Origin of the sequence: Streptomyces griseorubiginosus (genome assembly GCF_017614965.1) — a bacterium.
GTDB classification, from domain to species: Bacteria; Actinomycetota; Actinomycetes; order Streptomycetales; family Streptomycetaceae; genus Streptomyces; species Streptomyces griseorubiginosus_B.
Window position 1 is genome coordinate 1 of the sequence record NZ_WVUG01000164.1, and the last position, 19,175, is coordinate 19,175.

Below are 19,175 nucleotides of genomic sequence, written 5' to 3' on the forward strand. Positions count from 1 at the left end.
CCTCTACACCGACACCGTCGCCGCGGAGTGCGCGGCCGCCGACGAGGACGCCCAAGCAGCTCCCGGCACCTGCCGCGCCCTCCTCTCCGACCTGCTCCCGGGCATCCCGGACGCCACCCACCCCCGCGACCTCTCCGAGGGCCAGCGCCTCACCCTCGCGCTCGCCGTCGTCCTCACCGCCCGGCCACCCCTGCTTCTCCTCGACGAACCGACCCGCGGTCTGGACTACGCGGCGAAGACCCGTCTCGTCACCCACCTCCGCGCCCTCGCCGCCGAGGGCCACGCGATCGTCCTGGCCACCCATGACGTCGAACTGGCCGCCGAACTGGTCCACCGGGTGATCCTGCTCGCGGACGGCGAGGTCATCGCCGACGGCCCGACCGAGGACATCGTCGTGTCCTCCCCCTCCTTCGCCCCGCAGGTGACCAAGATCCTCGCCCCGCAGAAATGGCTCACGGTCACCCAGGTGAGAAACGCCCTGTCAGGCGCCCGAGTGAGAGACGCCCTGTCATGACGAACGCCATCCGCCTCGGCCCCCGCTCCCTCACCGCCCTCGCCCTCACCTCCACCGTCGGCGTCGTCGCCTTCGGCTGGCCCTTCCTCGCTCCGCCGGACTCCACGCTCGCCGCCCACGCCCAGGACGCCCCCTGGCTCTTCGCCGGTCTGCTCATCCTGCTCGTCGCCGTCGTGGCCGCGACCATCGCCGAGTCCGGCCTCGGTCCGAAGGCCGTCGCCATGCTCGGCGTCCTCGCCGCGACCGGCGCCGCCCTGCGCCCCCTCGGTGCCGGAACCGCCGGTATCGAGCCGATGTTCTTCCTGCTGCTGCTCAGCGGCCGCGTTCTGGGCCCCGGCTTCGGCTTCACCCTCGGCTCGCTGACGATGTTCGCGTCGGCCCTGCTGACCGGCGGTGTCGGCCCCTGGCTGCCGTTCCAGATGCTGGCGATGGGCTGGTTCACGATGGGCGCGGGGCTGCTGCCGGGCCCGGACCGCCTCAGGGGCCGTACCGAACTCGCCCTGCTCTCGGCGTACGGCTTCCTCGCCGCCCTCGCCTACGGCACCGTCATGAACCTCGCCGGCTGGCCCTTCATGGGCGCCCTGGCCTCGGGCATCGCCTTCGACCCGCACGCGGCCGTGCCCGCCAACCTGGCCCGCTTCGTCGCGTACTGTCTGGCGACCTCCCTCGGCTGGGACCTGGGCCGGGCGCTCGTCACCGTCGTCCTCACGCTCGCCCTCGGTCCCGCCGTGCTCAAGGCGCTACGCAGAGCCACCCGCCGGGCCGCCTTCGAGACCGCCGTCACATTCAAGAGCGGTTGAGCGGTGAACCGAACCACATGACCCAGATCACTCACTACCCTACCTAGTAGGGCATATCGGACGCCGTGAGCATGCCATAACCGCCTCCGACCTGCATGTTGAGATCCAAGTCACAGGGATCACGTACCCCCCACATGCGGCCACAACTAGTAAAAGCGGTCATTGCAGACACCCTCCGAGCCTGTTTCTCTGGACGGCGTCGCACGGCGCCGACAAGCCCCCGGGCCTCGGCGCCGACGCATGACCGCGACTCCCTGTCCCCGAAGAAGAGGTTCCTCGTGTTCGTCTCCCGCCTCGCCCGCCGCATCTCGCCGAAGAAGGCCCTCGCCTCCGCCGCCGTGGCCGCCGCCACCACCGGCATGGTGCTGACCGCGGCGCCCGCCCACGCCGCGACCGCCGACTCCGTGAGCCAGGCCAAGGCGATCGCGCACAGGATGATCCCGAACGCCGCGCAGTACAACGCCTTCAACAACATCGTCGCCCACGAGAGCGGCTGGAACGTCACCGCGACCAACTCCTCCTCCGGCGCCTACGGCCTGGTCCAGGCCCTGCCGGGCTCGAAGATGGCCTCGGCCGGCTCGGACTGGAAGACCAGCGCCAAGACCCAGATCGAGTGGGGTCTGCAGTACATGAACTCCCGCTACGGCAGCCCCGCCGGCGCCTGGGCCTTCTGGCAGGCCAACGGCTGGTACTGATCCCGTATGCCGTCGAAGTACCGCACCACCTGGGGCGCCGACACCGCGAACGACCCGAAGTGGTCCACGGCCCCCTGATCGACGACCCGCACCCTCGCTCCCTGACCTGCGAGGGTGCGGGCGCATGTGCGGGCGTTGCCGAAGGGCACGTCGGTGTCCTTGTCACCGGCGTACAGCCGCACCGGAACCACCGGTTTCCACGCGCAGGTGTGGTCGGCCGCGCGCATCGCGGTGAGGAGAGCCCCGGTGGGGTGCTGGAGTCGCTCGTAGGCGGCCGGCGTGAGCAGCCGCTTCACCGTCGGTGCCAGCTGAGCGAGCACGTCGTCCTCGTCGTGGTCCCCGTCGTAGAGGGACTCGACGCGGTCGGCGTAGGGCTCGCGGAACACCTCGCCGGGGGTGTCGTAGAGGTGGTGCAGACGGTTCTGGGCCACCAGCCAGTACGAGATGTAGAGGACACCGCTGGTGTCGTTGACCCGGCCGTCGAACAGGGCCGGCATCTCCGTGCCCTCCAGGTCGTACGGGCCGCTGATCGGGGCGAGCGCCTTCAGACGGAAGTGCTGGTCGGCACCCTGCGACAGGGCCTTCCCCAGCGCCATCGCCACCTGGCCGCCCTGCGAGAAACCGGTCGCGTAGAGGTTGCCGTTGAGCGGGCGGCCGAGCCCCGCCGCGGCCGTCCGGGCCGCGCGCAGCATGTCGAGGCTGGCGGTGACGGAGGATCCGGTGTCCATGTACGGATGCGGGCCCGGCCCCTCACCGAGGCCCAGATAGTCGGGCGCGGCGACCGCGCGCCCGGCGCTCGCGTTCAGATACGACGGCACCCGGTTGAGGTCCTCACCCGCGGAGGGCGCGTCGGTGCGCTTGACCATGGTGCCGTGGGTGTCGGAGACGACGTCGAGGCGGTGCGCCCCGCCCGTGGGGAGGGTGAGCAGGCCGGTCGCGGTGGTCGGATTCCCGTACGGGTCCACCGTGCGGTACGTCAGCCGGTACGCCCGTACTCCGTACCGCACCGAGTCCGCGACGATGTCCCGCTCCTTCATGTACCGCCGCACCAGCCCGGCGTCATACCGGGCGAGCGGCGTGACGGCGACCAGCTCACCCCGCCGCACATGCTGCTGCTCACCGGCGACCGCGGCCGGGGCCACGGCGAGCCCGGCGAGCAGCAGGGCAGCCGCTCCGGCGAGCCCCCGCCACGCTCGCCAACTGGTCCGAGTTTTCCGTGATTTGCGCGTCCCATCACTCAAGTGACCGACGCCACGGACGTACGCTGCGCGTCGACATCCGAGAGCCCCCGCGCCCATGGTGGGGTGCACCCCGCCCGTCCGGCCGACCGGAACAGGGTCTTTCCGCGAAAACCGTGCTGTTGCTTGCACATCTGATATAGCACCTCCCACATCACCTCAAAATGGAAGGCGCCATATCGGCCCTTTCGGCAGCTACTGATTGGTCGCAGTCACCACGCCTTCAAGGTGGGCCACGTCCCGATATCCGCCCTTGTCTCACTCCGACTCCCGGATTTTCCCCACAGAAAGCACCCGGAACATGGACACAGCCTAAGGGCACGTTCTTCTGCGTGCCCTTAGGCTGTCGGCAGCGTCGTAGTGCGTGCAGCAGATCGGGACTCTCCGCGGCGAGGTTGTCCTCGGCGAGGGCGTGCGGGGGCAGACTGTCAGGTGCCGTCGCGCAGTGAAATGCGCGCCCACTCCAGGCCCGGCACGTGGAAGCGGGCCCCTTTGTGTTCGGCAAGCGCCTCGAACTCCCATCCCTCCGTGCCCGGCTCACCGATGCTCGTCACGCTCCACGGCCCTCCGAGTGCCCAGGCCACGCGCAGCGCCTCGAACGTCATGTCGGCGACGGACCCCGGTGGAATCGAGACCGGCAGCCGAACATCCTGTAGCCCGGGATCCTTCCAGTACCGTTCCCCTGCGGCCTCACCGAGCGGCAGGGGGCACAGTTGCCGAATCTTGGAGAGAACCTTGTCCAGCGCCCTGTCATTGTTGACGCGCAGGAATACCTTCAACTCGGCATGCATAGTCATTGATCCACCCTGTCAAGGCGCCTCCCGTGCCGGTCAGACACGGGAGGCGCCGCCGTTCTGAATGCGCAAGCAATTTACTTGTGCGTGATTCTCCCGTTGAGAGAGACGTTCAGGTGGCTTCCATCCCGACTAGCCCAGCCGAGTTGCGCCCTGCCCTGGCGACTCAGCTGAACGTCCCACTCGAACGGCTCACCAGGGGTCCGAGATGGCCCCTTCTCCCAGATATTGCCGAACTTGTCGATGAATCCGCCCTTCGGAGCCCTGGGCAGCCCCGCGCTGATAGACGTTCCCGATGGGGGAACATATCGAATGCGTCCCCGGATAGGCAGTTGGGCCCTCTTGATCAGACCCTTCATTCCGGTCTGGACTACGTCCCGCCCGAGCACCTCGGCGCCCTCGGCCGCAAGGCGCTTGCCCCCGCCCTCGATCGGGAATGGCACCATGGTCGCGTACAACCCGACGTTGTACACGGTCGGGCAGGTGATCTGGGCGCCGCTGAAGTAGCTGTAGGTGCCGAAGGTGAGGCCGTCGAGGAAGCCCAGGCTTGCCTGGCCGGTGGTGTTGATCAGGCTTCGGGTGGCCGTGTCGGAGAAGTTCTTGGCAGCCTGGACCGCAGGTGGCTTCGTCGCGCTTTCTCGGTCTTCCTTCGCGCAGTTGTTGTTCCAGCCCCAGTTGCCGGTGAACACGTCCTTCAGCTGGGTTGTGATGCTGCACATGCCACTGGGGTCGGTGTACACCGTGGGTGCGTCCTCGGCGTAGGCGTAGGCCGAGGTGTAGGGGCTGTTGCGGTCCGGAGTCAGCGGGTCGGTGCTGGTGAAGCGTCCGGTGGTGGACGTGTATTGGCGGGCGTGGAGGTCTAGGTTGCCAGTGGTGGTTTCGTAGCGGGCGCCGGTGTAGGCGGGGGTGCTGGTGGGGGCGCCGGTGGTGACGGTGTTGAGAGTGCGGGTGCCGTAGGGGTCGTAGCTCCAGCGCTGGTAGAGGGTGCCGGTGCTGCCGGTGACGTCGACCGGGGAGCCCTGGGTGTCGTGGTGGTAGAAGAAGAGAGCGCCGGAGCTGGTCTTGGTGGCGGTGGGCTGGCCGAGTGGGTCGTAGCGGTAGGACTGCTTGACCGCCCCGGTGCTGTCGTATTCGGTGGCCAGCTGCGGGGTTGAAGCGTTGAGGTCCCAGTCGAGGCGACCCTGAACAGTGCCTGATTTGCTGGTGGTGAGCTGGTTGCCGGTGGCGTCGTGGGTGTAGGTGTAGCTGGTGCCCGCCACGGTTGCGGCGGAGATCTGTCCGGCGAGGTCGTAGGTGTAGGTGTCGGCGCCGGCCTTGGTCTGGTTGCCCTCGCCGTCGTAGGCGTAGGCGGTGGTGGTGGAGCCGGTGGTGCTGGACATCAGCTCGTCGGCGTCGTCGTAGCTGTAGCTGGTGCTGGTGGTACCGAGGGTCGAGGTGAGCCGGTTGCCGACCCTGTCGTAGGTGTAGGTGGTGGCGCGGGCGGCGGGGCAGCCCACGTCGGTGGGCCGGGGGGCGCAGCCGGACGCCAGGCGACCGTGGCTGTCGTAGGTCAGGTCCCAGCCGCCGCTGCCGACGCCCGTGCGCGAGACGTTCACGTGGATTGGAAGACCGCCGGGGGACAGGGTGAGGGATGTGCTGGTGACGGTGGTGCCGGCCTTGGCGGAGGTGACTCCGGTAAGGCGTCCTAGGGTGTACTGCCGGGTCTCGGTCTCGGTGTTGGGGAGGGTGGTGGTGGTCAGATTGCCTGCTGCGTCGTATGCGTAGCTGGTGGTCTTGGAGTCGGCCGTCATGGTCTTGGTGCGGCCGTCGTCGTCGTAGGTGTAGCCGATGGTGTTGCCGTCGCCGAGGGTGCGGCTGAGCATGTGGCCGGCAGCGTCGTAGGCGTAGGAGTAGCCGCGGCTGTTCTTGAGCCGTCCGTCGGCGTAGTAGCCGAAGTCCTCCGACAGCACGCCGTTGTTGCGCAGCGTCATGCGGCCCGCCGCGTCGTACTGGTAGCTGACGTCGGGCGTGGAGTCCGAGTAGTCCGTCTTGGTCAGCAGGTCCCGGGCGTCCCAGGTCTGGCTGGTGCTGCCGCGCGGTGTGGTCGTCTTGCTGAGGTTGCCGTCGGCGTCGTAGGCGTAGGAGGTCTTCCGGCTCAGCGGATCGGTGACCGACGTGAGGCGGCGGGCCGCGTCGTAGCCGTAGGTGGTGATGTGGTTGTTCGCGTCGGTGCGCGTCTTGACGTTGCCGGCCGCGTCGTAGGTGTAGGAGGTAGCGCCGTCGTAGAAGGCGTTCACCTTGGTCAACCGGCCGAGATTGTCGTATCCGTAGGTGGTGACCCGGCTCTCCGGGTCACGGGTCCAGGTGATGTTCCCGTTCGCGTCGTAGGTGGTGTCGGTTTCCGCACCGGCCCCGTCCCAAGTAGCTGTCTGATAGCCGTCCGGGTTGTACTCGTACCAGGTCGTGTAGTTGTCCGGAGGGGCGCCGGCGGCGTTGCCGCGGGGGTCGGTGGTCGACGCGAGACGGCCGTCGTCGTCGTAGGCATACGTCGTCTTGTTGCCGAGCGGGGTTTTGACCGAGGTGCGGTTGCCGTCGGCGTCGTAGCCGTAGGTGGTGACCTTGCCCAGCTGGTCCGTGACCGTCAGCGGCAGGTTGGAGGGCGTGTAGGTGTACTTGGTGACCTTGGTCAGCGGGTCCGTGACCTGGGAGACGTTCCCGTCGCCGTCGTAGGCGGTCACCGTGACGTCCTTCATCGGATCGGTGACCTTGGTGGGGCGACCGAAAGAGTCGTACTCGGTCGTCGTCAGTGCCCCCGTCGGGTCCACGGTCGAAGTCCGGTTCCCGTCGGCGTCGTAACCGTAGGTCGTGGTGTACTTCGAGGGATCCACGCCCGCAACGTTGCCGTTGGGCGGAGTGGTCGAGACGAGGCGGCCCGCCTTGTCATATCCGTAGGTGGTCTTGCCGCCCGTCGCATCCGTCTGGGAAAGGGCGTGCCCGGCTGCATCGTAGGTCGTGCTCTCGGAGGAACCGTCGGGAGCGGTCACCGAGGTGACCCGGTTGGACGTGTCGTAGGCGTAGGCGGTGACACCGCCCGCGGCATCCGTGACCTTCGTCTGATTGCCGTTCGCGTCGTACTCGTACGAGGTGACGTTGCCGAGCGGGTCCGTGACCTTCTGCAGGCGGCCCGCCGAGTCGTATACGTATGTGGTCCTGTACGACGCCGGGTTCGCGCCGGAGACGTTGCCGCGGGGGCTGGTGCTGGTGAGCAGGCGCCCGGCGGAGTCGTAGGTGTACGTCGTCTTCGCGCCCGACGGCTGGGTGCGGCTGGTCAGGTTGCCCTGGTCGTCGTAGCCGAACGAGGTGACCTTCCCACGCGGAGAGGTGGCCGTGTCCACCCGGCCCGCCGCGTTGTACGTGAAGGACGTCTTGCCCGCCGGGCCGTCCGCCGACTTCAGGTGCTGGTTCGCGTCATAGACGTACGACGTCTTCGCGCCGCGCCCATCCGTGTACGAGGTCACATTGTGTGACGTGTCGTACGTCCAGGACTCACTCACCCCGGCGCGGGTCCGGCTGAGCATGTCGCCCGCGGAGTTGTAGGTCATGACCGTGTCCACGCCCAGCGGGTCCGTGACATCGGTGAGCCGCAGCTTCGCGTCGTACTGGTACGAGGTGATGTTGCCGAGCGGGTCGATACGGTTGCGCAGCACGCTTCCGCTGTAGAGGTCCGACCAGATACCGCCGTTCGCGTCCTGATAGTCGGTCTCCAGGGGCGCCCGGGAGAACGTGGTCGTCTTCCCGTCGGCATCGGTCTGATGGGTGACCAGGCCGTTGTCGTCGTACTCGGTCCGCATCACTTTCTGGCCCGCCGGGTCGGTGATGCTGGTGAGCAGACCGTTGTCGCCGTAGCCGTAGACGAAAGTGCCACCGTCGGTACCCTTGACGGACGTCAGCAGACCGTTGTCATAGCCGTAGGCGACGCTCTGGCCACCAGGCAGGTCGATCTTCTGCAACAGATGGCTTGTGGGATCGACGGTCAGCTTGATCTCGTGACCGCCGGCATCCTTGACCGTCGCCAAGTCGGTGCCGGAGTACGAAAACGACAGCCCGGCGCCGGCGGCGTCCTGCCAGCCGGAAAGCTTGCCGCTGCCGTCGAAGGTGAGCTTCTCGCGACCGCTGGTCGTCAACGTGAACCCACTGCCGCCCGAGCCGGTGAGGGCCGCCGTCACTCCGAGAGAAGATGCGGTGTAGACGCCGGAAGTCGCGTCCTTGGCGAAGGTGATGCGCGCCCCGCTGTCGGCGACGTAGACGGCCTTGGTGGACGAGACCAGGAGGTGCGCGTCGTACGGGGAGGACCAGCCTCTTCCCAGCATTCCCGACGTGGTGTTGTTCGACGAGTACGTCCGCCGCATCGAAAAGGCCACACCCGGTGCCTGAACCGCGGCATCCACCGCGGACTCGGCCTGTGCCCCCGTGGCCGTGTTGACCGGATCACCGAGGTAACCCTGGAACGGCATCCTGCCCGTGGTGTCCAGACAGCCACAACCGTAGGTCTCGCTCTCGGAGACGTTGACCGGCGGGCCCTGGGCGACGATGGTCGGCGACTTCGCCTCGGCGCTCCAGCCCGTGGCGCAGCCTGTCCCCTGCGGGTCCGACTGCGTGCCTGGGTCTGCGGAGACGGAGACCTTCAGGTAGTAGCCGACACCCAGCGTCAGAATGGTGGGGTCGTCCCATCCCATTCCGCTTACCGGGGTGGGGTCGGACGCGTATGAGTGGCAATCCTGTTTGATCAGCTTGTTGTCCGAAGCCCGGTACAAGGCCATATGGAAGGACTTGGAACCTGCCGGATTGTCCCACTTCACGTCTCCCCACTCGACAGCAAAGCCGAACCAGTCATGCGGGGCTATCCTCAGGTTCGACGGAGCGGCAATGGCGGCGGCGGCACTCTCGCCCGCCGTGCTCTTCACCTTCGAAGAAGAGCCGCTCCGCGTACTGCTCTTGGCACTGTCTTTTGCGGTTCCCTTGCCCACCAGCCTGCGGCCGCCCGGCAGCGCCTCCATCATTCCGGCACTCTTCGGGGTTCGCAGCGCCGCCACCTGTGCACGACGCTGCTTCAGCGTCATCGGGTTGACCGGCTTCAGCGGCTTGGACTTCCGCGCCACCGCTCCGCGTGCCACCGCGCCCTGCGTGGCCGACACCGTGCCGCCCTGGGCCGCCGCCACGGGCCCCGCTGACAAGAAGCCTCCGCCCAACATGGCCATAAGGGTCGCGAGAACGACCAGCGGTCGAGCGCTTAAGAAGCGTCTCGCTGTGCTTTTCTTTCGCATCCGGATTTTCCCCCGTTCCGATCTTTTCCGACTGACACCGGCGAAGATTCTTTCGGGGGTGGCGCGAACCTGTCAATGGGCCATCGAGTGCCGATTACACGTCATGGAGGCGTCTGCGTGATGGAATTGAACAGTCCAACCACGGGCAACGGGAGCATGAATGACCAGTGATATTCAGGTCAAAAAAGGAAAAGAACCCGAGGCGCGCGGACTGCGGCTCGTGGTTGTCCTGTTGGGGCTGACCGTGGTCAGCGGGCTGATCGACGCGGTGAGTTATCTGGGGCTCGGCCATGTCTTCACCGCCAACATGACCGGGAACGTGGTCGTCCTCGGGTTCGCGGCGGCCGGGGCGCCCGGCTTCTCCGTGCCGCACACCGCCACCTCGCTGCTGTGCTTCCTGCTCGGCGCGGTGGCCGGCGGCCGGGTCGCGCGGTGGCGGGGCGAGGGCTCGCGCCGTACCTGGGCGCGGCTCACCCTCGCCGCGGAGGCGGTCCTGGTCGGCGCCTCCGCCGCCGTCGCGTTCGCCGCGCCGCACGCCACCGCCACCGTCTACGCCGTGATCGCCCTCACGGCCTTCGCGATGGGCCTGCGCAACGCCACCGTCCGCAAACTCGGCATCGCCGACCTGACGACGACCGTCCTGACCATGACCCTCACCGGTCTCGCCTCCGACTCCCGCGCGGGCGGCGGCTCGGGCGGGCGCTCACCGCGCCGCAGCGCCTCGGTGGTCGCGATGGCGGCGGGCGCCTTTCTGGGCGCGTGGCTGGTCCTCCACCACGGCCTGGGCATCCCGCTCCTGATCGCGGCGCTGACGGCGGGGGTGCTGGCGGTGGTGGCGTCGGGACGGGAGTAGCCGGTCAGCCGAGGTCCACCGGGATCCGGTGGTCCGGTCGGCCGTCCTTGGCGAGGATCCAGTGGTCGTCGGCGACGGCCCGGTACAGCCGCATCCCGGAGTCGCCCCGCACGTCGTCCAGCGTCCAGGCCCGCCCTCCGTGCCCCAGCGAGCGGCGGGAGAAGACCTCCATGGCGCGCCCGGCCGCCTCCGCGTCGACCACCTCCTCCGCGACGGCCGACATGTACACCCCCTGCCCGGTCCCGATGGCCGCCGACGAGTCGAACACCGAGATCCCCACCTGCGGCCGTACCGCGATGTTGTGAGAGTGCCGGGCCTCCGGCGAGGAGATCCAGAAGAAGGTACGGCAGTCGTCGTGCGCGAAGTAGACCGGCGAGCTCCAGGGGCGCCCGTCCGCGTCGGCGGTGGCGAGCACCAGGTACAGGGCGCCGTCGACGATCTCGCGTACGGTCCCGGCCCCGCTCATCGGCCCCTCCGGCGGTAGGTGAGGCCGAAGTCCCGCTCCCACTCGCCCGAACCGTCCGCCGCGCCCCTCTCCCAGGCGCCCGAGATCGTGGCGCCGTCCTCGCCGAGCCGCCCGACATACCGCTGCCGGAAGGCGAGCGGTGTGAAGTCCGGCTTCTCGCGCAGCAGCTGCCACACCCCGTCGGCGAAGGTCATGGCGTACACGCGTACGACGCCCCGGGAGTCGTAGTAGTGCTGGGTGTAACCGCCCGTCTCCGGGTCCACGGCGATCACCGACAGGCTGGCCGGCGCGGGGCTCGGCGCCTCGCTGCGCTGGACGAGGAACCGCCCGTCCAGCGTCCACTCGAAGACGCAGCGCCCGGGTGGCGCCTCCATCCCGGGGAAATCGGCCTCCACCACCCACTCACCGACCAGGACGTCCAGCCGCCGTTCCAGGGCTTCCCGCTCTGCCGTCGCGACCACCGCGACCACCTCCTCAACCAAGAGGAAGACACCACCGGCCGACAAAACTCATCGGTCGGCGAGCGTGAGCCTGGCCGTGTGCAGGCCGGTCTCCGCCGGATACCGGGTGCGGTTGCCGATCGTGTCGCCCGTCAGCGCACGCGGTACGCCGACCTCGAACCCCAGACCGCGCAGGAACCCCAGCCCCGGCTCCCATCCCGACGGGCAGGTGGCCGTCACGGTCCGCATCCCCCGCCCGGCCGCCTCCTCGATCAGCCGCCGCGCGACACCCGTACCGACCCCCGCGCGCCGCACGTCCGGGGCGACGAGGAACAGCCCGACCGAACAGCTCCCCGCGTCCGGATGCCGGTCCACCAGATCGACGAGACCGACGATCTCCTCACCCCGGCACAGCACCAGCAGCCGCTTCTGGTCGACGTCGGCGCCCTCGGGGAGCGCGTAGTACAGGCTCTGTACGTCCGCCGCGAGCGCCGGCGCCCCGGTCGCCGCGACGAAGTAGTCCTCGCACGCCGCGAACAGCCGCGCCACGCCCGCCTCGTCCTCCGGCGTCAGCTCCCTGACCTCGATCTCGTCCATGCCTCACGAGTATCCCGAGATCTCGAACCACACCGTCTTCCCGCCCCCGGGCGCGGGCGCCACACCCCACTTGTCGACCACGGCCCCCAGAAGCAGCAGCCCCCGTCCGCTCTCCGCGTCCTCCCCCAATTCGCCGCGTGGACACGGAGGTTGCCGGCTCCCGTCGGACACCTCCACCCGGATACCCGCCGTCTGCCGCAGCACCAGCAGCACACAGCGGCGGTCCGGCACATGCCGTACGACGTTGGCGACCAGCTCGGTCACGGCCAGCTCGACGGAGTCGGTCAGCTCCGGCATGCCCCACTCCGCCAGCAACGAGCGGACGATACGGCGGATGTGACGGGCCGAATGCTCGCTCGCGGTGAGGCAGAGCCGGTAGGTGGGGGGAATTTGAAGTTCTCCCCTCCCTTCGCTTGCGCTCGGGAAGGGGATTCCCGCCTACATTGCTGCGGCAGGTTTGACGGTTTTACCCGCCCTGCGACCGCGCCTTCCGGCGGCCGGGACCTCCACGATGACGTGGCCGATCCGGTACAGGCGCACGATGTTCCGTGCTGCGTTCCAGTCAGCGTTCGCCGTCCAGCCGCAGGCGGGGTTCTTGCAGGCGAACAGTTCCTGGCTCTCTCGGCTGCTGGGGGTGGTGAACCCGCAGGCTGAGCACCGCTGGGAGGTGTGCGGGGCGGGGACCTGGACGAGCCGGCCGCCGTAGCGGGCGCTCTTGTATGTCAGCATCGTCACGGTCCGCCCCCACGCCTCCTGGGCGATGGCACGGTTGAGTCCGGCCTTCGCCCTGGCCCCGTTGTGCAGGAACACGCCTGGCTGCTCGAGGTCGGGCTTCGGCTGGGGGGCTTTGGTCATGCCGAGGATGTTGAGCCGTTCGACCACCAGCACGCCGTACGTGCGGGCGAGATACGTGGTGGTCTGGTGCTGCCAGTCCATGGCTCGTCGCGTGGCTTTTGCTCGGAGCTGCTTGATCTGGTCGTAGGTGTGCCGCAAACGCCTGGAGGCCATCTCCCCGCGTTTGCGGAAGCTCTTGCGGTGCGCGGCCTGCCGCTCCAGGCGCAGGAGCTTGGCCTTCTCCTTCGGGGTGAGCCACTTGTCGCGGTCGGCGGTGCCGTCCGGAAGGCGCGGCGGGCGGCCGTGGTCCTGGTGGTCCTGGTTGGACAGGGCCAGGGGGATGTTCACCCCGGCGTCGATGCCGACCTCCGGCCCCCGGTGGGGCTCGGGGACGCGGTCGAGGCTCTGCACGCGGAAGGCGATGTGCCAGCCCAGCGCGTCCTTGACGAGGCGGGCGCCGGTGATCCGGTTGTCCGTGTCCGCCCTCTTCCCGACCGGGAGATCCTTGGTCCAGCGGAAGCGGACCCGGCCGACCTTGGGAAGGTTGACCATGCCCCACCGGCGGTGCACCCGGACGATGTTCAGGTCCCGGCCCTGCGGAATGTCCACGGACATCGCGGAGCGGAACCGGCCCTTGTAGGCGGGCTCGCTGGCTCGGCCTTCCCAGCAGTTCACCCACGCGCGCAGGTAGGTCTTCAAGACGGCCTGCGCGGCCTGCGCGGGCAGCACGGCGAGGTAGTCGAGGTCCTTGCGGGCCTGCCGGATCGCCGCATCAGCGAGAGACAGCTTCGTGTCACTCTTCGGCGTCATCTGCCACCAGGGGTGCAGGCAGTTCCACAGGGTGCGGGCCGCATGCGCCTGATCATCGATCAGCCGGATCTCGGCAGGGGACAGCGCCAGCCGGGCACGGTGCCCGAACTGCCGCTTCACCAGACCGAGTTCGCCCATGAACGATCACCATACACTCTCGCCTTATATCACCACGATGGAACCCAAACCCTGACGTACGCACCGACCGTCACGTCGTCTACACCGAGGGGTACGGAAGCGGGCACCCAACCGCCAGCCCGGACACGGTCAAGGACTGCTCGCTCCGTTACGATCACCTTCAGGCTGCCGCGCTCTCCCTCAGGGACTCGGCGGAGTTGATCCGGCGCGTGATGGAGGAACGCTTTGGAGAGCAAGACGACTCAGTGGCGTAAGTCCAGCTACAGCGGCGACCAGGGCGGCGAGTGCCTCGAAGTCGCCGAACTGCCCTGCGCCACCGTAGCCGTACGCGACTCCAAGAACCCCGTCGGGCCGGTGCTTGCCTTCCGGCCCGACGTGTTTCGTCAGTTCATTTCCTGGGCCGGTGCCGCCACACCCGCCTGACGGCGGGATCTCCACTCTCTTCGGGCGAAGAAGAAGCGCAGGACGCCGACGGCCAGGAACATCAGGCCTATTCCGCCCCTGGCCAGGCCTCCGTCCGTGAAGAACCAGTAGAAGGCCAGGCCGGCGAAGCCCGCGCAGATGGCGATGACGAGCGGCTCGCGGATGTAGAAGGGCAGGACGCGGAGGATCAGGCTGATCAGCATCGGGCAAGAAGACCAGCCCGGTCCCCCGCCCGTCTACAGCCGCTGAAGGATCGTGCCGGTGGCGAGTGCGCCGCCCGCGCACATGGTGATGAGGGCGAACTCCTTGTCGGTGCGCTCCAGTTCGTGGAGGGCCGTCGTGATGAGGCGGGCCCCGGTGGCGCCCACCGGATGCCCGAGCGCGATCGCTCCGCCGTTGACGTTGACCTTCTCCAGGTCCTGTTCGAAGACCTGCGCCCAGCTCAACACCACCGACGCGAACGCCTCGTTGATCTCGACGAGGTCGATGTCCTTCAGCGTCATGCCGGCCTTGCCCAGCACCGCGCGCGTCGCGTCGATGGGGCCGTCGAGGTGGAAGTGCGGGTCGGCGCCGACCAGTGCCTGCGCGACGATCCGCGCCCGGGGCCGCAGTTTCAGGGCTCGCGCCATGCGCTTGGAGGCCCACATGATGGCCGCCGCGCCGTCGCTGATCTGCGAGGAGTTGCCCGCGGTGTGGATCGCGGTGGGCATGACCGGCTTCAGGCCGGCCAGCGCCTCCATCGACGTGTCGCGCAGACCCTCGTCGCGGTCGACGAGCCGCCACATGCCCTGTCCGGCGCGCTGCTCGTCCTCGGTGGTGGGCACCTGGACGGCGAAGGTCTCCTTCTTGAAGCGTTCCTCGGCCCAGGCGATCGCCGCCCGTTCCTGCGAGATGAGGCCGAGCGAGTCGACGTTCTCGCGGGTCAGACCGCGGTGCCGGGCGATGCGCTCCGCCGCCTCGAACTGGTTGGGGAGGTCCACGTTCCACTCGTCGGGGAACGGCTTCCCGGGGCCGTGCTTGGATCCCGAGCCCAGCGGGACCCGCGACATCGCCTCGACGCCGCAGCTGATGCCGACGTCGATGACGCCGGCCGCGACCATGTTGGCCACCATGTGCGAGGCCTGCTGCGAGGAGCCGCACTGGCAGTCGACGGTCGTCGCGGCGGTCTCGTACGGCAGGCCCACGGTCAGCCAGGCCGTGCGCGCGGGGTTCATGGACTGCTCGCCGGCATGGGTCACCGTGCCGCCGACGATCTGCTCTACCGCGTCGGCGGGGATGCCGGTGCGGCCGAGGAGTTCACGGTAGGTCTCGCCCAGGAGATAGGCGGGGTGCAGGTTGGCGAGTGCTCCGCCGCGCCTGCCGATCGGGGTGCGTACGGCTTCGACGATCACGGGTTCCGCGGCCATGGGGGATCCTCTCCTCCGGTACCCGCGCGGCGCGGGGGCGTCCCGGCCGGCCCCGCCACGCTGAACTAGTACGTGTTCTAGTTCTGAGTGCAGTCTGCTGACAGGGCGTCCCCAACCGCAAGGGTCGTGCACACAATTCGGGGTGCCGTACCCCTTGCCTCTTGTAGAACCCGTTACTACCTTCACGGCAAACCTGATGGTCCGTCAGAACACCGGCTGGAGTGAGTCCCCATGCCCTGTCCAGCTCTTCCCGACGGGTTCGACTTCACCGACCCCGATCTGCTGCACGCCCGTGTGCCCCTGCCGGAGTTCGCCGAGCTGCGCCGGGCCGAACCGGTCCGCTGGATCGCCCAGCCGGGCAACGTCGCCGGTTTCCAGGACGAGGGGTACTGGGCCGTCACCCGGCACGCGGACGTCAAGTACGTCTCCACGCACCCCGAGTTGTTCTCCTCGTATCTCAACACGGCGATCATCCGCTTCCACGAGAACATGGAGCGCGAGGCGATCGACGCCCAGCGGCTGATCCTGCTCAACATGGACCCGCCGGAGCACACCCGGGTGCGCCAGATCGTGCAGCGCATCTTCACGCCCCGGGCCATCCGGGCGCTGGAGGAACGGCTGCGCGAGCGCGCGGGGACCATCGCCGCGCAGGCCCGCGAGCGCTCCGGCCCCTTCGACTTCGTCACCGACGTCGCCTGCGAACTGCCCCTCCAGGCCATCGCGGAGCTCATCGGCATCCCGCAGGACGACCGGGCGAAGATCTTCGACTGGTCCAACAAGATGATCTCGTACGACGACCCGGAGTACGCGATCACCGAGGAGATCGGCGCCCAGTCGGCCGCCGAGCTGATCGCGTACGCGATGAACATGGCGGCGGAGCGCAAGCAGTGCCCGGCGAAGGACATCGTGACCACGCTGGTGGCGGCGGAGGACGAGGGTAACCTGAACTCCGACGAGTTCGGCTTCTTCGTGCTGATGCTGTCCGTCGCGGGCAACGAGACGACCCGCAACGCCATCACCCACGGCATGCACGCCTTCCTCACCCACCCCGAGGCGTGGGAGCTGTACAAGAGGGAGCGGCCGCAGACGGCGGCCGAGGAGATCGTGCGGTGGGCGACCCCGGTCAACGCCTTCCAGCGCACCGCGACCCAGGACGTGGAGCTGGGCGGCAAGCAGATCAGGAAGGGCGACCGGGTCGGCATCTTCTACGCGGCGGCCAACCACGACCCCGAGGTCTTCACCGACCCCGACACCTTCGACATCCTGCGCGATCCCAACCCCCACCTCGGTTTCGGCGGCGGAGGCCCGCACTACTGCCTCGGCAAGTCCCTGGCGGTCCTGGAGATCGACCTGATCTTCAACGCCATCGCCGACGCCCTGCCGGACCTGACCCTGGTCGAGGACCCGGACCGGCTGCGTTCCTCGTGGATCAACGGCGTCAAGCACCTTCAGGTGCGGGCGGGTTGACGATCTCGGGCCGGCGGCATCCCGGAGCCGCCGGCCCGTCCCGCGGATCTCGAGGGAGGCAGGAACATCCCCCCTACGCCCCGTTCCTGCCTCCCCCGAGGGCCGCGGCGCGGCGGGCCGTCCCCTACGCCGCCACCGCTCCCCCGAGGCGGGCCGTCCCCTACGCGGCCAGCGCTCCCCCGAAGAGCGGGAGATTGCGGATCACGCCCCAGGCGACCACCAGAGCCAACCACGCCCAGCCGGGATGGACCCGTGAGGGGGACCTGCTGCCGGTGACCGCGCGCAGCCATGCGAGGGCGCCGAGCGGCAGGAAGACGACCAGGAACGCGTTGTGGTCCAGCGCCGAAACGACATGGCCGTGGGCGAGTTCGTACAGCGCGCGCAGGGTGCCGCAGCCCGGGCAGTCGAGCCCGGTGAGGGCGTGGAACGGGCAGGTGGGGAAGCGGCCGGGATGCGTGGGGTCCCCCAGCGCCGCGGCGAGCGTCACGGCGGCCAGCAACCCGGCACCGAGCCATGCCTCACCGGCAGGGCGGGAGCGGAGCGGCCTCACGGCGCCGGCGGTTGCCCGTACGCGGAGGAGCCGCTGGACGCGACGCCGACAATGATCATGGTCAGCCAGAAGAGGAGACCTATCCCCACACTCACGAGGACGAGCATCCTGGCCTTCCGTGACGCGTCGGCCGCTCCCTGGAAGTCGCCCACCGTGGTGCTGGACCCGGCCTTCGCCGCGAAGACTATGGCGGCGATCCCGGTCGGCAGGAAACAGAAGAGCGTGACGAGGATGGACGGCACCAAATACGTCTGGGGCGGCGCCGCCGGTGTCGCGAAGGCGGCCCCCCTCCACCGGTCACCGAATGGCCGGCTCTGCCACGGCGACTGCTCCGGCGCCGTGGAGTGCGGCTGATTCGGCGGCTTCTCGAAGGGAGTTCCCCGCTCCCATGTCTGGGAGGCGTACGGATCCCAGTCCTCGTTGCCAGGGTGTGGTGGTGGGCGCTTGTCCGCCATGGCCGACTTCCCTCCTCCCCCCGCGCAGTGTCATTTCGGAATCCACATGGTGTTACGGGAATCCCAAGCCCAGCGCCCGTCGCGTGCATCCAGGTCCACTGCCTGCTTGTACGCCTGCTCGGGAAGATCAGGGGTGAAGGTGACCCGGCCGCCCGTCGGCATCTCGAAGACCAGGCCCCGGGGCGCCGGTTGGCCTTCCGCGGCGGGCTTCAACAGCCGCTGTGTGAACTTCTTCAGCGCCGCGTGGGCTTCTTCGGCGAATTTCCGGAAAAGGGTCCGCAGGAACGGCTCCAGCGCTCCGGTCGTGACGAGTACCAGTACGACGTCGGCTGCCCCTCTCCGCGTCGGAAGGAGCATGCACGTGGTGTCGACGCCCGCCGCGCGCAGCAGGTCCTGCCCCTCCTCGGCGGGACGGGAGGGGAGAGCCGAGGGCCAGAGGATCTCAACCTCGACGTCGGTCATGATGTGTCCCTTTCGGCCATCCAGTCGGGCAGTGACCAGCGCTCGACGACGCCGGTGCGGGACGCGGTCACCAACCCCTCGTCGTCGTCCAGGAATCCGGCCCCCACCGGCCAGCCGGAGATGTTCCCCACGAAGAACGCGGTCCCGGTGCGCAGGTTCCGTACGGCCGCCCCGCCCCCCTCGTCGGCGACGGCGAGCGCCGAGCAGTCGGCGGAGAACGCCAGTTGAAGGACGGACCGCCGGTAGCCCTTGCGCCACAACTGCCGGCCGTCCCAGCTCCAGAGCCGTACCTGGCCGTCGTGGCAGCCGGTGGCGATGAAGTCCTCCGTGTGGGCGAGACAGAGAACGGGCCGGGGATGCCGCCACTCCATGACCGTCCGCCCCTGTCCGTCCAACTCGCGTACCGGGCCGTCACTGCAGGCCACGACGACACCCTGGTCGCCGGGGGTGAAGCCAACCGGCCCGAGCGCGATCTTCTCGCCCGCCGTCCGCACCCGGGCGTTCTTCGCCCCCCAGACGGAGGCCGGAGAGACGGGCAGGTCCCGCACCCGGACGCCGTGTGTGTCGTAGACCTCGACGCGGTTCTCCACGGTCAGCGCGAGCCAGCGGCCGTCCGCGCTGAAGGCGAGGGAGGAACCTCTTCCCGCCACGCCGAAGACCAGCGCGGGCGTCTCGGTCTGCAGGTCCCACACGACGACCGTGCCGTCGTCGTGCCGACTGGCCACGTGCCGCCTCCAGGGGCTCCACGCGAGGCACATCGGGTGTCCGCCGTGAAGGGGCAGGCACTGGGCGACGGGGTCTCCCTTCCTGCCGTCGAGGACGCGGACCAGGCCGTCGTCGCAGGCCAGGGCGAGCAGGTTTCCGGGCCCTCGTACGAGGTGACCACAGGGGCCGGCCTCGGCGAGGACGGTCCTCCGTGGAGGCGGGGGC

Annotated in this window: 21 protein-coding genes and 1 pseudogene; 8 read left to right on the plus strand and 14 right to left on the minus strand. The window is 68.9% G+C overall.

Annotation, left to right across the window (positions count from 1 at the left end; genetic code table 11):
• The 3 genes from GRC12_RS26925 to GRC12_RS26935 all read left to right on the plus strand — a co-directional run.
• On the plus strand, window positions 1-514 hold a 514-nt coding region (locus GRC12_RS26925; RefSeq protein WP_208781963.1), incomplete at its 5' end, for an AAA family ATPase.
• On the plus strand, window positions 511-1,314 hold the full coding sequence (locus GRC12_RS26930; RefSeq protein ID WP_208781964.1) for an ECF transporter S component: 804 nt from the start codon (window positions 511-513) through the stop codon (window positions 1,312-1,314). The genes GRC12_RS26925 and GRC12_RS26930, both read left to right, overlap by 4 nt.
• A 278-nt stretch (window positions 1,315-1,592) precedes the next feature.
• Window positions 1,593-2,009, plus strand: coding sequence for a transglycosylase SLT domain-containing protein (locus GRC12_RS26935; protein ID WP_208781965.1), 417 nt, complete (start codon window positions 1,593-1,595; stop codon window positions 2,007-2,009).
• Here the strand turns inward: GRC12_RS26935 and GRC12_RS26940 are convergent.
• From GRC12_RS26940 to GRC12_RS26950, 3 genes are all read right to left on the minus strand, one after another.
• Window positions 1,955-3,250: an alpha/beta hydrolase gene (locus GRC12_RS26940; RefSeq protein ID WP_208781966.1), complete on the minus strand. Its 1,296-nt coding sequence runs from the start codon at window positions 3,248-3,250 to the stop codon at window positions 1,955-1,957. The two genes, GRC12_RS26935 and GRC12_RS26940, sit on opposite strands and share 55 nt — an antisense overlap.
• Window positions 3,251-3,675: 425 nt before the next feature.
• Window positions 3,676-4,044 (minus strand): hypothetical protein, encoded by a 369-nt coding sequence (locus GRC12_RS26945; RefSeq protein ID WP_208781967.1) that lies wholly within the window; start codon window positions 4,042-4,044, stop codon window positions 3,676-3,678.
• Between the two features lie 74 nt (window positions 4,045-4,118).
• On the minus strand, window positions 4,119-8,756 hold the full coding sequence (locus tag GRC12_RS26950) for a polymorphic toxin type 17 domain-containing protein (RefSeq protein ID WP_208781968.1): 4,638 nt from the start codon (window positions 8,754-8,756) through the stop codon (window positions 4,119-4,121).
• Window positions 8,757-8,946: 190 nt separating this feature from the next.
• Between GRC12_RS26950 and GRC12_RS26955 the strand changes: the two genes are divergently transcribed.
• Together GRC12_RS26955 and GRC12_RS26960 are read left to right on the plus strand one after the other, a co-directional pair.
• Window positions 8,947-9,465, plus strand: a complete 519-nt coding sequence (locus tag GRC12_RS26955; protein WP_208781969.1) for a hypothetical protein — start codon at window positions 8,947-8,949, stop codon at window positions 9,463-9,465.
• Window positions 9,466-9,504: 39 nt separating this feature from the next.
• A complete protein-coding gene (locus GRC12_RS26960; protein ID WP_208781970.1) occupies window positions 9,505-10,197 on the plus strand; it encodes a YoaK family protein in 693 nt (230 codons plus the stop codon).
• A 4-nt stretch (window positions 10,198-10,201) separates the two neighbouring features.
• Here GRC12_RS26960 and GRC12_RS26965 read toward each other — a convergent pair whose 3' ends face one another.
• From GRC12_RS26965 to GRC12_RS26985, 5 genes are read right to left on the minus strand one after another with little or no spacing between them, the layout of a single operon-like run.
• The gene (locus GRC12_RS26965; RefSeq protein WP_208781971.1) at window positions 10,202-10,663 is read right to left on the minus strand and encodes a pyridoxamine 5'-phosphate oxidase family protein; all 462 of its coding nucleotides are present in this window, start codon (window positions 10,661-10,663) and stop codon (window positions 10,202-10,204) included.
• On the minus strand, window positions 10,660-11,124 hold the full coding sequence (locus GRC12_RS26970; protein WP_208781972.1) for a hypothetical protein: 465 nt from the start codon (window positions 11,122-11,124) through the stop codon (window positions 10,660-10,662). The genes GRC12_RS26965 and GRC12_RS26970 overlap by 4 nt, the downstream gene beginning before the upstream one ends.
• 48 nt (window positions 11,125-11,172) lie before the next feature.
• Window positions 11,173-11,700 carry a GNAT family N-acetyltransferase gene (locus tag GRC12_RS26975; RefSeq protein WP_208781973.1) on the minus strand — a complete coding sequence of 176 codons (528 nt, stop codon included), beginning with the start codon at window positions 11,698-11,700 and terminating at the stop codon, window positions 11,173-11,175.
• Window positions 11,701-11,703: 3 nt separating this feature from the next.
• Window positions 11,704-12,090 carry an ATP-binding protein gene (locus GRC12_RS26980; protein ID WP_208781982.1) on the minus strand — a complete coding sequence of 129 codons (387 nt, stop codon included), beginning with the start codon at window positions 12,088-12,090 and terminating at the stop codon, window positions 11,704-11,706.
• 48 nt (window positions 12,091-12,138) lie between these two features.
• Window positions 12,139-13,482 carry an RNA-guided endonuclease InsQ/TnpB family protein gene (locus tag GRC12_RS26985; RefSeq protein WP_208781974.1) on the minus strand — a complete coding sequence of 448 codons (1,344 nt, stop codon included), beginning with the start codon at window positions 13,480-13,482 and terminating at the stop codon, window positions 12,139-12,141.
• A 65-nt stretch (window positions 13,483-13,547) separates the two neighbouring features.
• Here GRC12_RS26985 and GRC12_RS45820 point away from each other — a divergent pair.
• Window positions 13,548-13,736: pseudogene (locus GRC12_RS45820) on the plus strand (XRE family transcriptional regulator); the annotation flags it as partial.
• Entirely contained in the window at window positions 13,708-13,905 is a 198-nt protein-coding gene (locus GRC12_RS26990) for a DUF397 domain-containing protein (protein WP_208781975.1), read from the plus strand. The pseudogene GRC12_RS45820 and the gene GRC12_RS26990, both read left to right, overlap by 29 nt.
• Here the strand turns inward: GRC12_RS26990 and GRC12_RS26995 are convergent.
• Window positions 13,866-14,108 (minus strand): hypothetical protein, encoded by a 243-nt coding sequence (locus GRC12_RS26995; protein WP_208781976.1) that lies wholly within the window; start codon window positions 14,106-14,108, stop codon window positions 13,866-13,868. The two genes, GRC12_RS26990 and GRC12_RS26995, sit on opposite strands and share 40 nt — an antisense overlap.
• Window positions 14,109-14,141: 33 nt before the next feature.
• Window positions 14,142-15,311, minus strand: coding sequence for a steroid 3-ketoacyl-CoA thiolase (locus GRC12_RS27000; RefSeq protein ID WP_208781977.1), 1,170 nt, complete (start codon window positions 15,309-15,311; stop codon window positions 14,142-14,144).
• Between the two features lie 231 nt (window positions 15,312-15,542).
• On the opposite strand from GRC12_RS27000, the gene GRC12_RS27005 reads away from it, so the two are divergent.
• Entirely contained in the window at window positions 15,543-16,778 is a 1,236-nt protein-coding gene (locus GRC12_RS27005; RefSeq protein ID WP_208781978.1) for a cytochrome P450, read from the plus strand.
• 160 nt (window positions 16,779-16,938) lie between these two features.
• On the opposite strand, the gene GRC12_RS27010 is transcribed toward GRC12_RS27005, so the two are convergent.
• From GRC12_RS27010 to GRC12_RS27025, 4 genes are all read right to left on the minus strand, one after another.
• Window positions 16,939-17,328, minus strand: a complete 390-nt coding sequence (locus tag GRC12_RS27010) for a DUF2752 domain-containing protein (protein ID WP_308286646.1) — start codon at window positions 17,326-17,328, stop codon at window positions 16,939-16,941.
• Entirely contained in the window at window positions 17,325-17,783 is a 459-nt protein-coding gene (locus GRC12_RS27015) for a CD225/dispanin family protein (protein WP_208781979.1), read from the minus strand. The genes GRC12_RS27010 and GRC12_RS27015 overlap by 4 nt, the downstream gene beginning before the upstream one ends.
• A 30-nt stretch (window positions 17,784-17,813) precedes the next feature.
• Complete coding sequence (locus GRC12_RS27020) at window positions 17,814-18,245, minus strand: hypothetical protein (RefSeq protein ID WP_208781980.1); 432 nt, start codon at window positions 18,243-18,245, stop codon at window positions 17,814-17,816.
• On the minus strand, window positions 18,242-19,175 hold a 934-nt coding region (locus GRC12_RS27025; protein ID WP_208781981.1), incomplete at its 5' end, for a WD40 repeat domain-containing protein. The genes GRC12_RS27025 and GRC12_RS27020, both read right to left, overlap by 4 nt.

What these genes read in the sequence shown, in the direction of transcription:
- GRC12_RS27005 (WP_208781978.1), top strand. Translation starts at nt 15,543, where the DNA reads ATGCCCTGTCCAGCTCTTCCCGACGGGTTCGACTTCACCGACCCCGAT.
- GRC12_RS26955 (WP_208781969.1), top strand. Translation starts at nt 8,947, where the DNA reads ATGGCGGCGGCGGCACTCTCGCCCGCCGTGCTCTTCACCTTCGAAGAA.
- GRC12_RS27000 (WP_208781977.1), bottom strand. Translation starts at nt 15,311, where the DNA reads ATGGCCGCGGAACCCGTGATCGTCGAAGCCGTACGCACCCCGATCGGC.
- GRC12_RS26975 (WP_208781973.1), bottom strand. Translation starts at nt 11,700, where the DNA reads ATGGACGAGATCGAGGTCAGGGAGCTGACGCCGGAGGACGAGGCGGGC.
- GRC12_RS27020 (WP_208781980.1), bottom strand. Translation starts at nt 18,245, where the DNA reads ATGACCGACGTCGAGGTTGAGATCCTCTGGCCCTCGGCTCTCCCCTCC.
- GRC12_RS26995 (WP_208781976.1), bottom strand. Translation starts at nt 14,108, where the DNA reads ATGCTGATCAGCCTGATCCTCCGCGTCCTGCCCTTCTACATCCGCGAG.
- GRC12_RS26930 (WP_208781964.1), top strand. Translation starts at nt 511, where the DNA reads ATGACGAACGCCATCCGCCTCGGCCCCCGCTCCCTCACCGCCCTCGCC.
- GRC12_RS26960 (WP_208781970.1), top strand. Translation starts at nt 9,505, where the DNA reads ATGACCAGTGATATTCAGGTCAAAAAAGGAAAAGAACCCGAGGCGCGC.
- GRC12_RS26950 (WP_208781968.1), bottom strand. Translation starts at nt 8,756, where the DNA reads ATGGGATGGGACGACCCCACCATTCTGACGCTGGGTGTCGGCTACTAC.
- GRC12_RS27015 (WP_208781979.1), bottom strand. Translation starts at nt 17,783, where the DNA reads ATGGCGGACAAGCGCCCACCACCACACCCTGGCAACGAGGACTGGGAT.
- GRC12_RS26965 (WP_208781971.1), bottom strand. Translation starts at nt 10,663, where the DNA reads ATGAGCGGGGCCGGGACCGTACGCGAGATCGTCGACGGCGCCCTGTAC.
- GRC12_RS26985 (WP_208781974.1), bottom strand. Translation starts at nt 13,482, where the DNA reads ATGGGCGAACTCGGTCTGGTGAAGCGGCAGTTCGGGCACCGTGCCCGG.
- GRC12_RS26945 (WP_208781967.1), bottom strand. Translation starts at nt 4,044, where the DNA reads ATGACTATGCATGCCGAGTTGAAGGTATTCCTGCGCGTCAACAATGAC.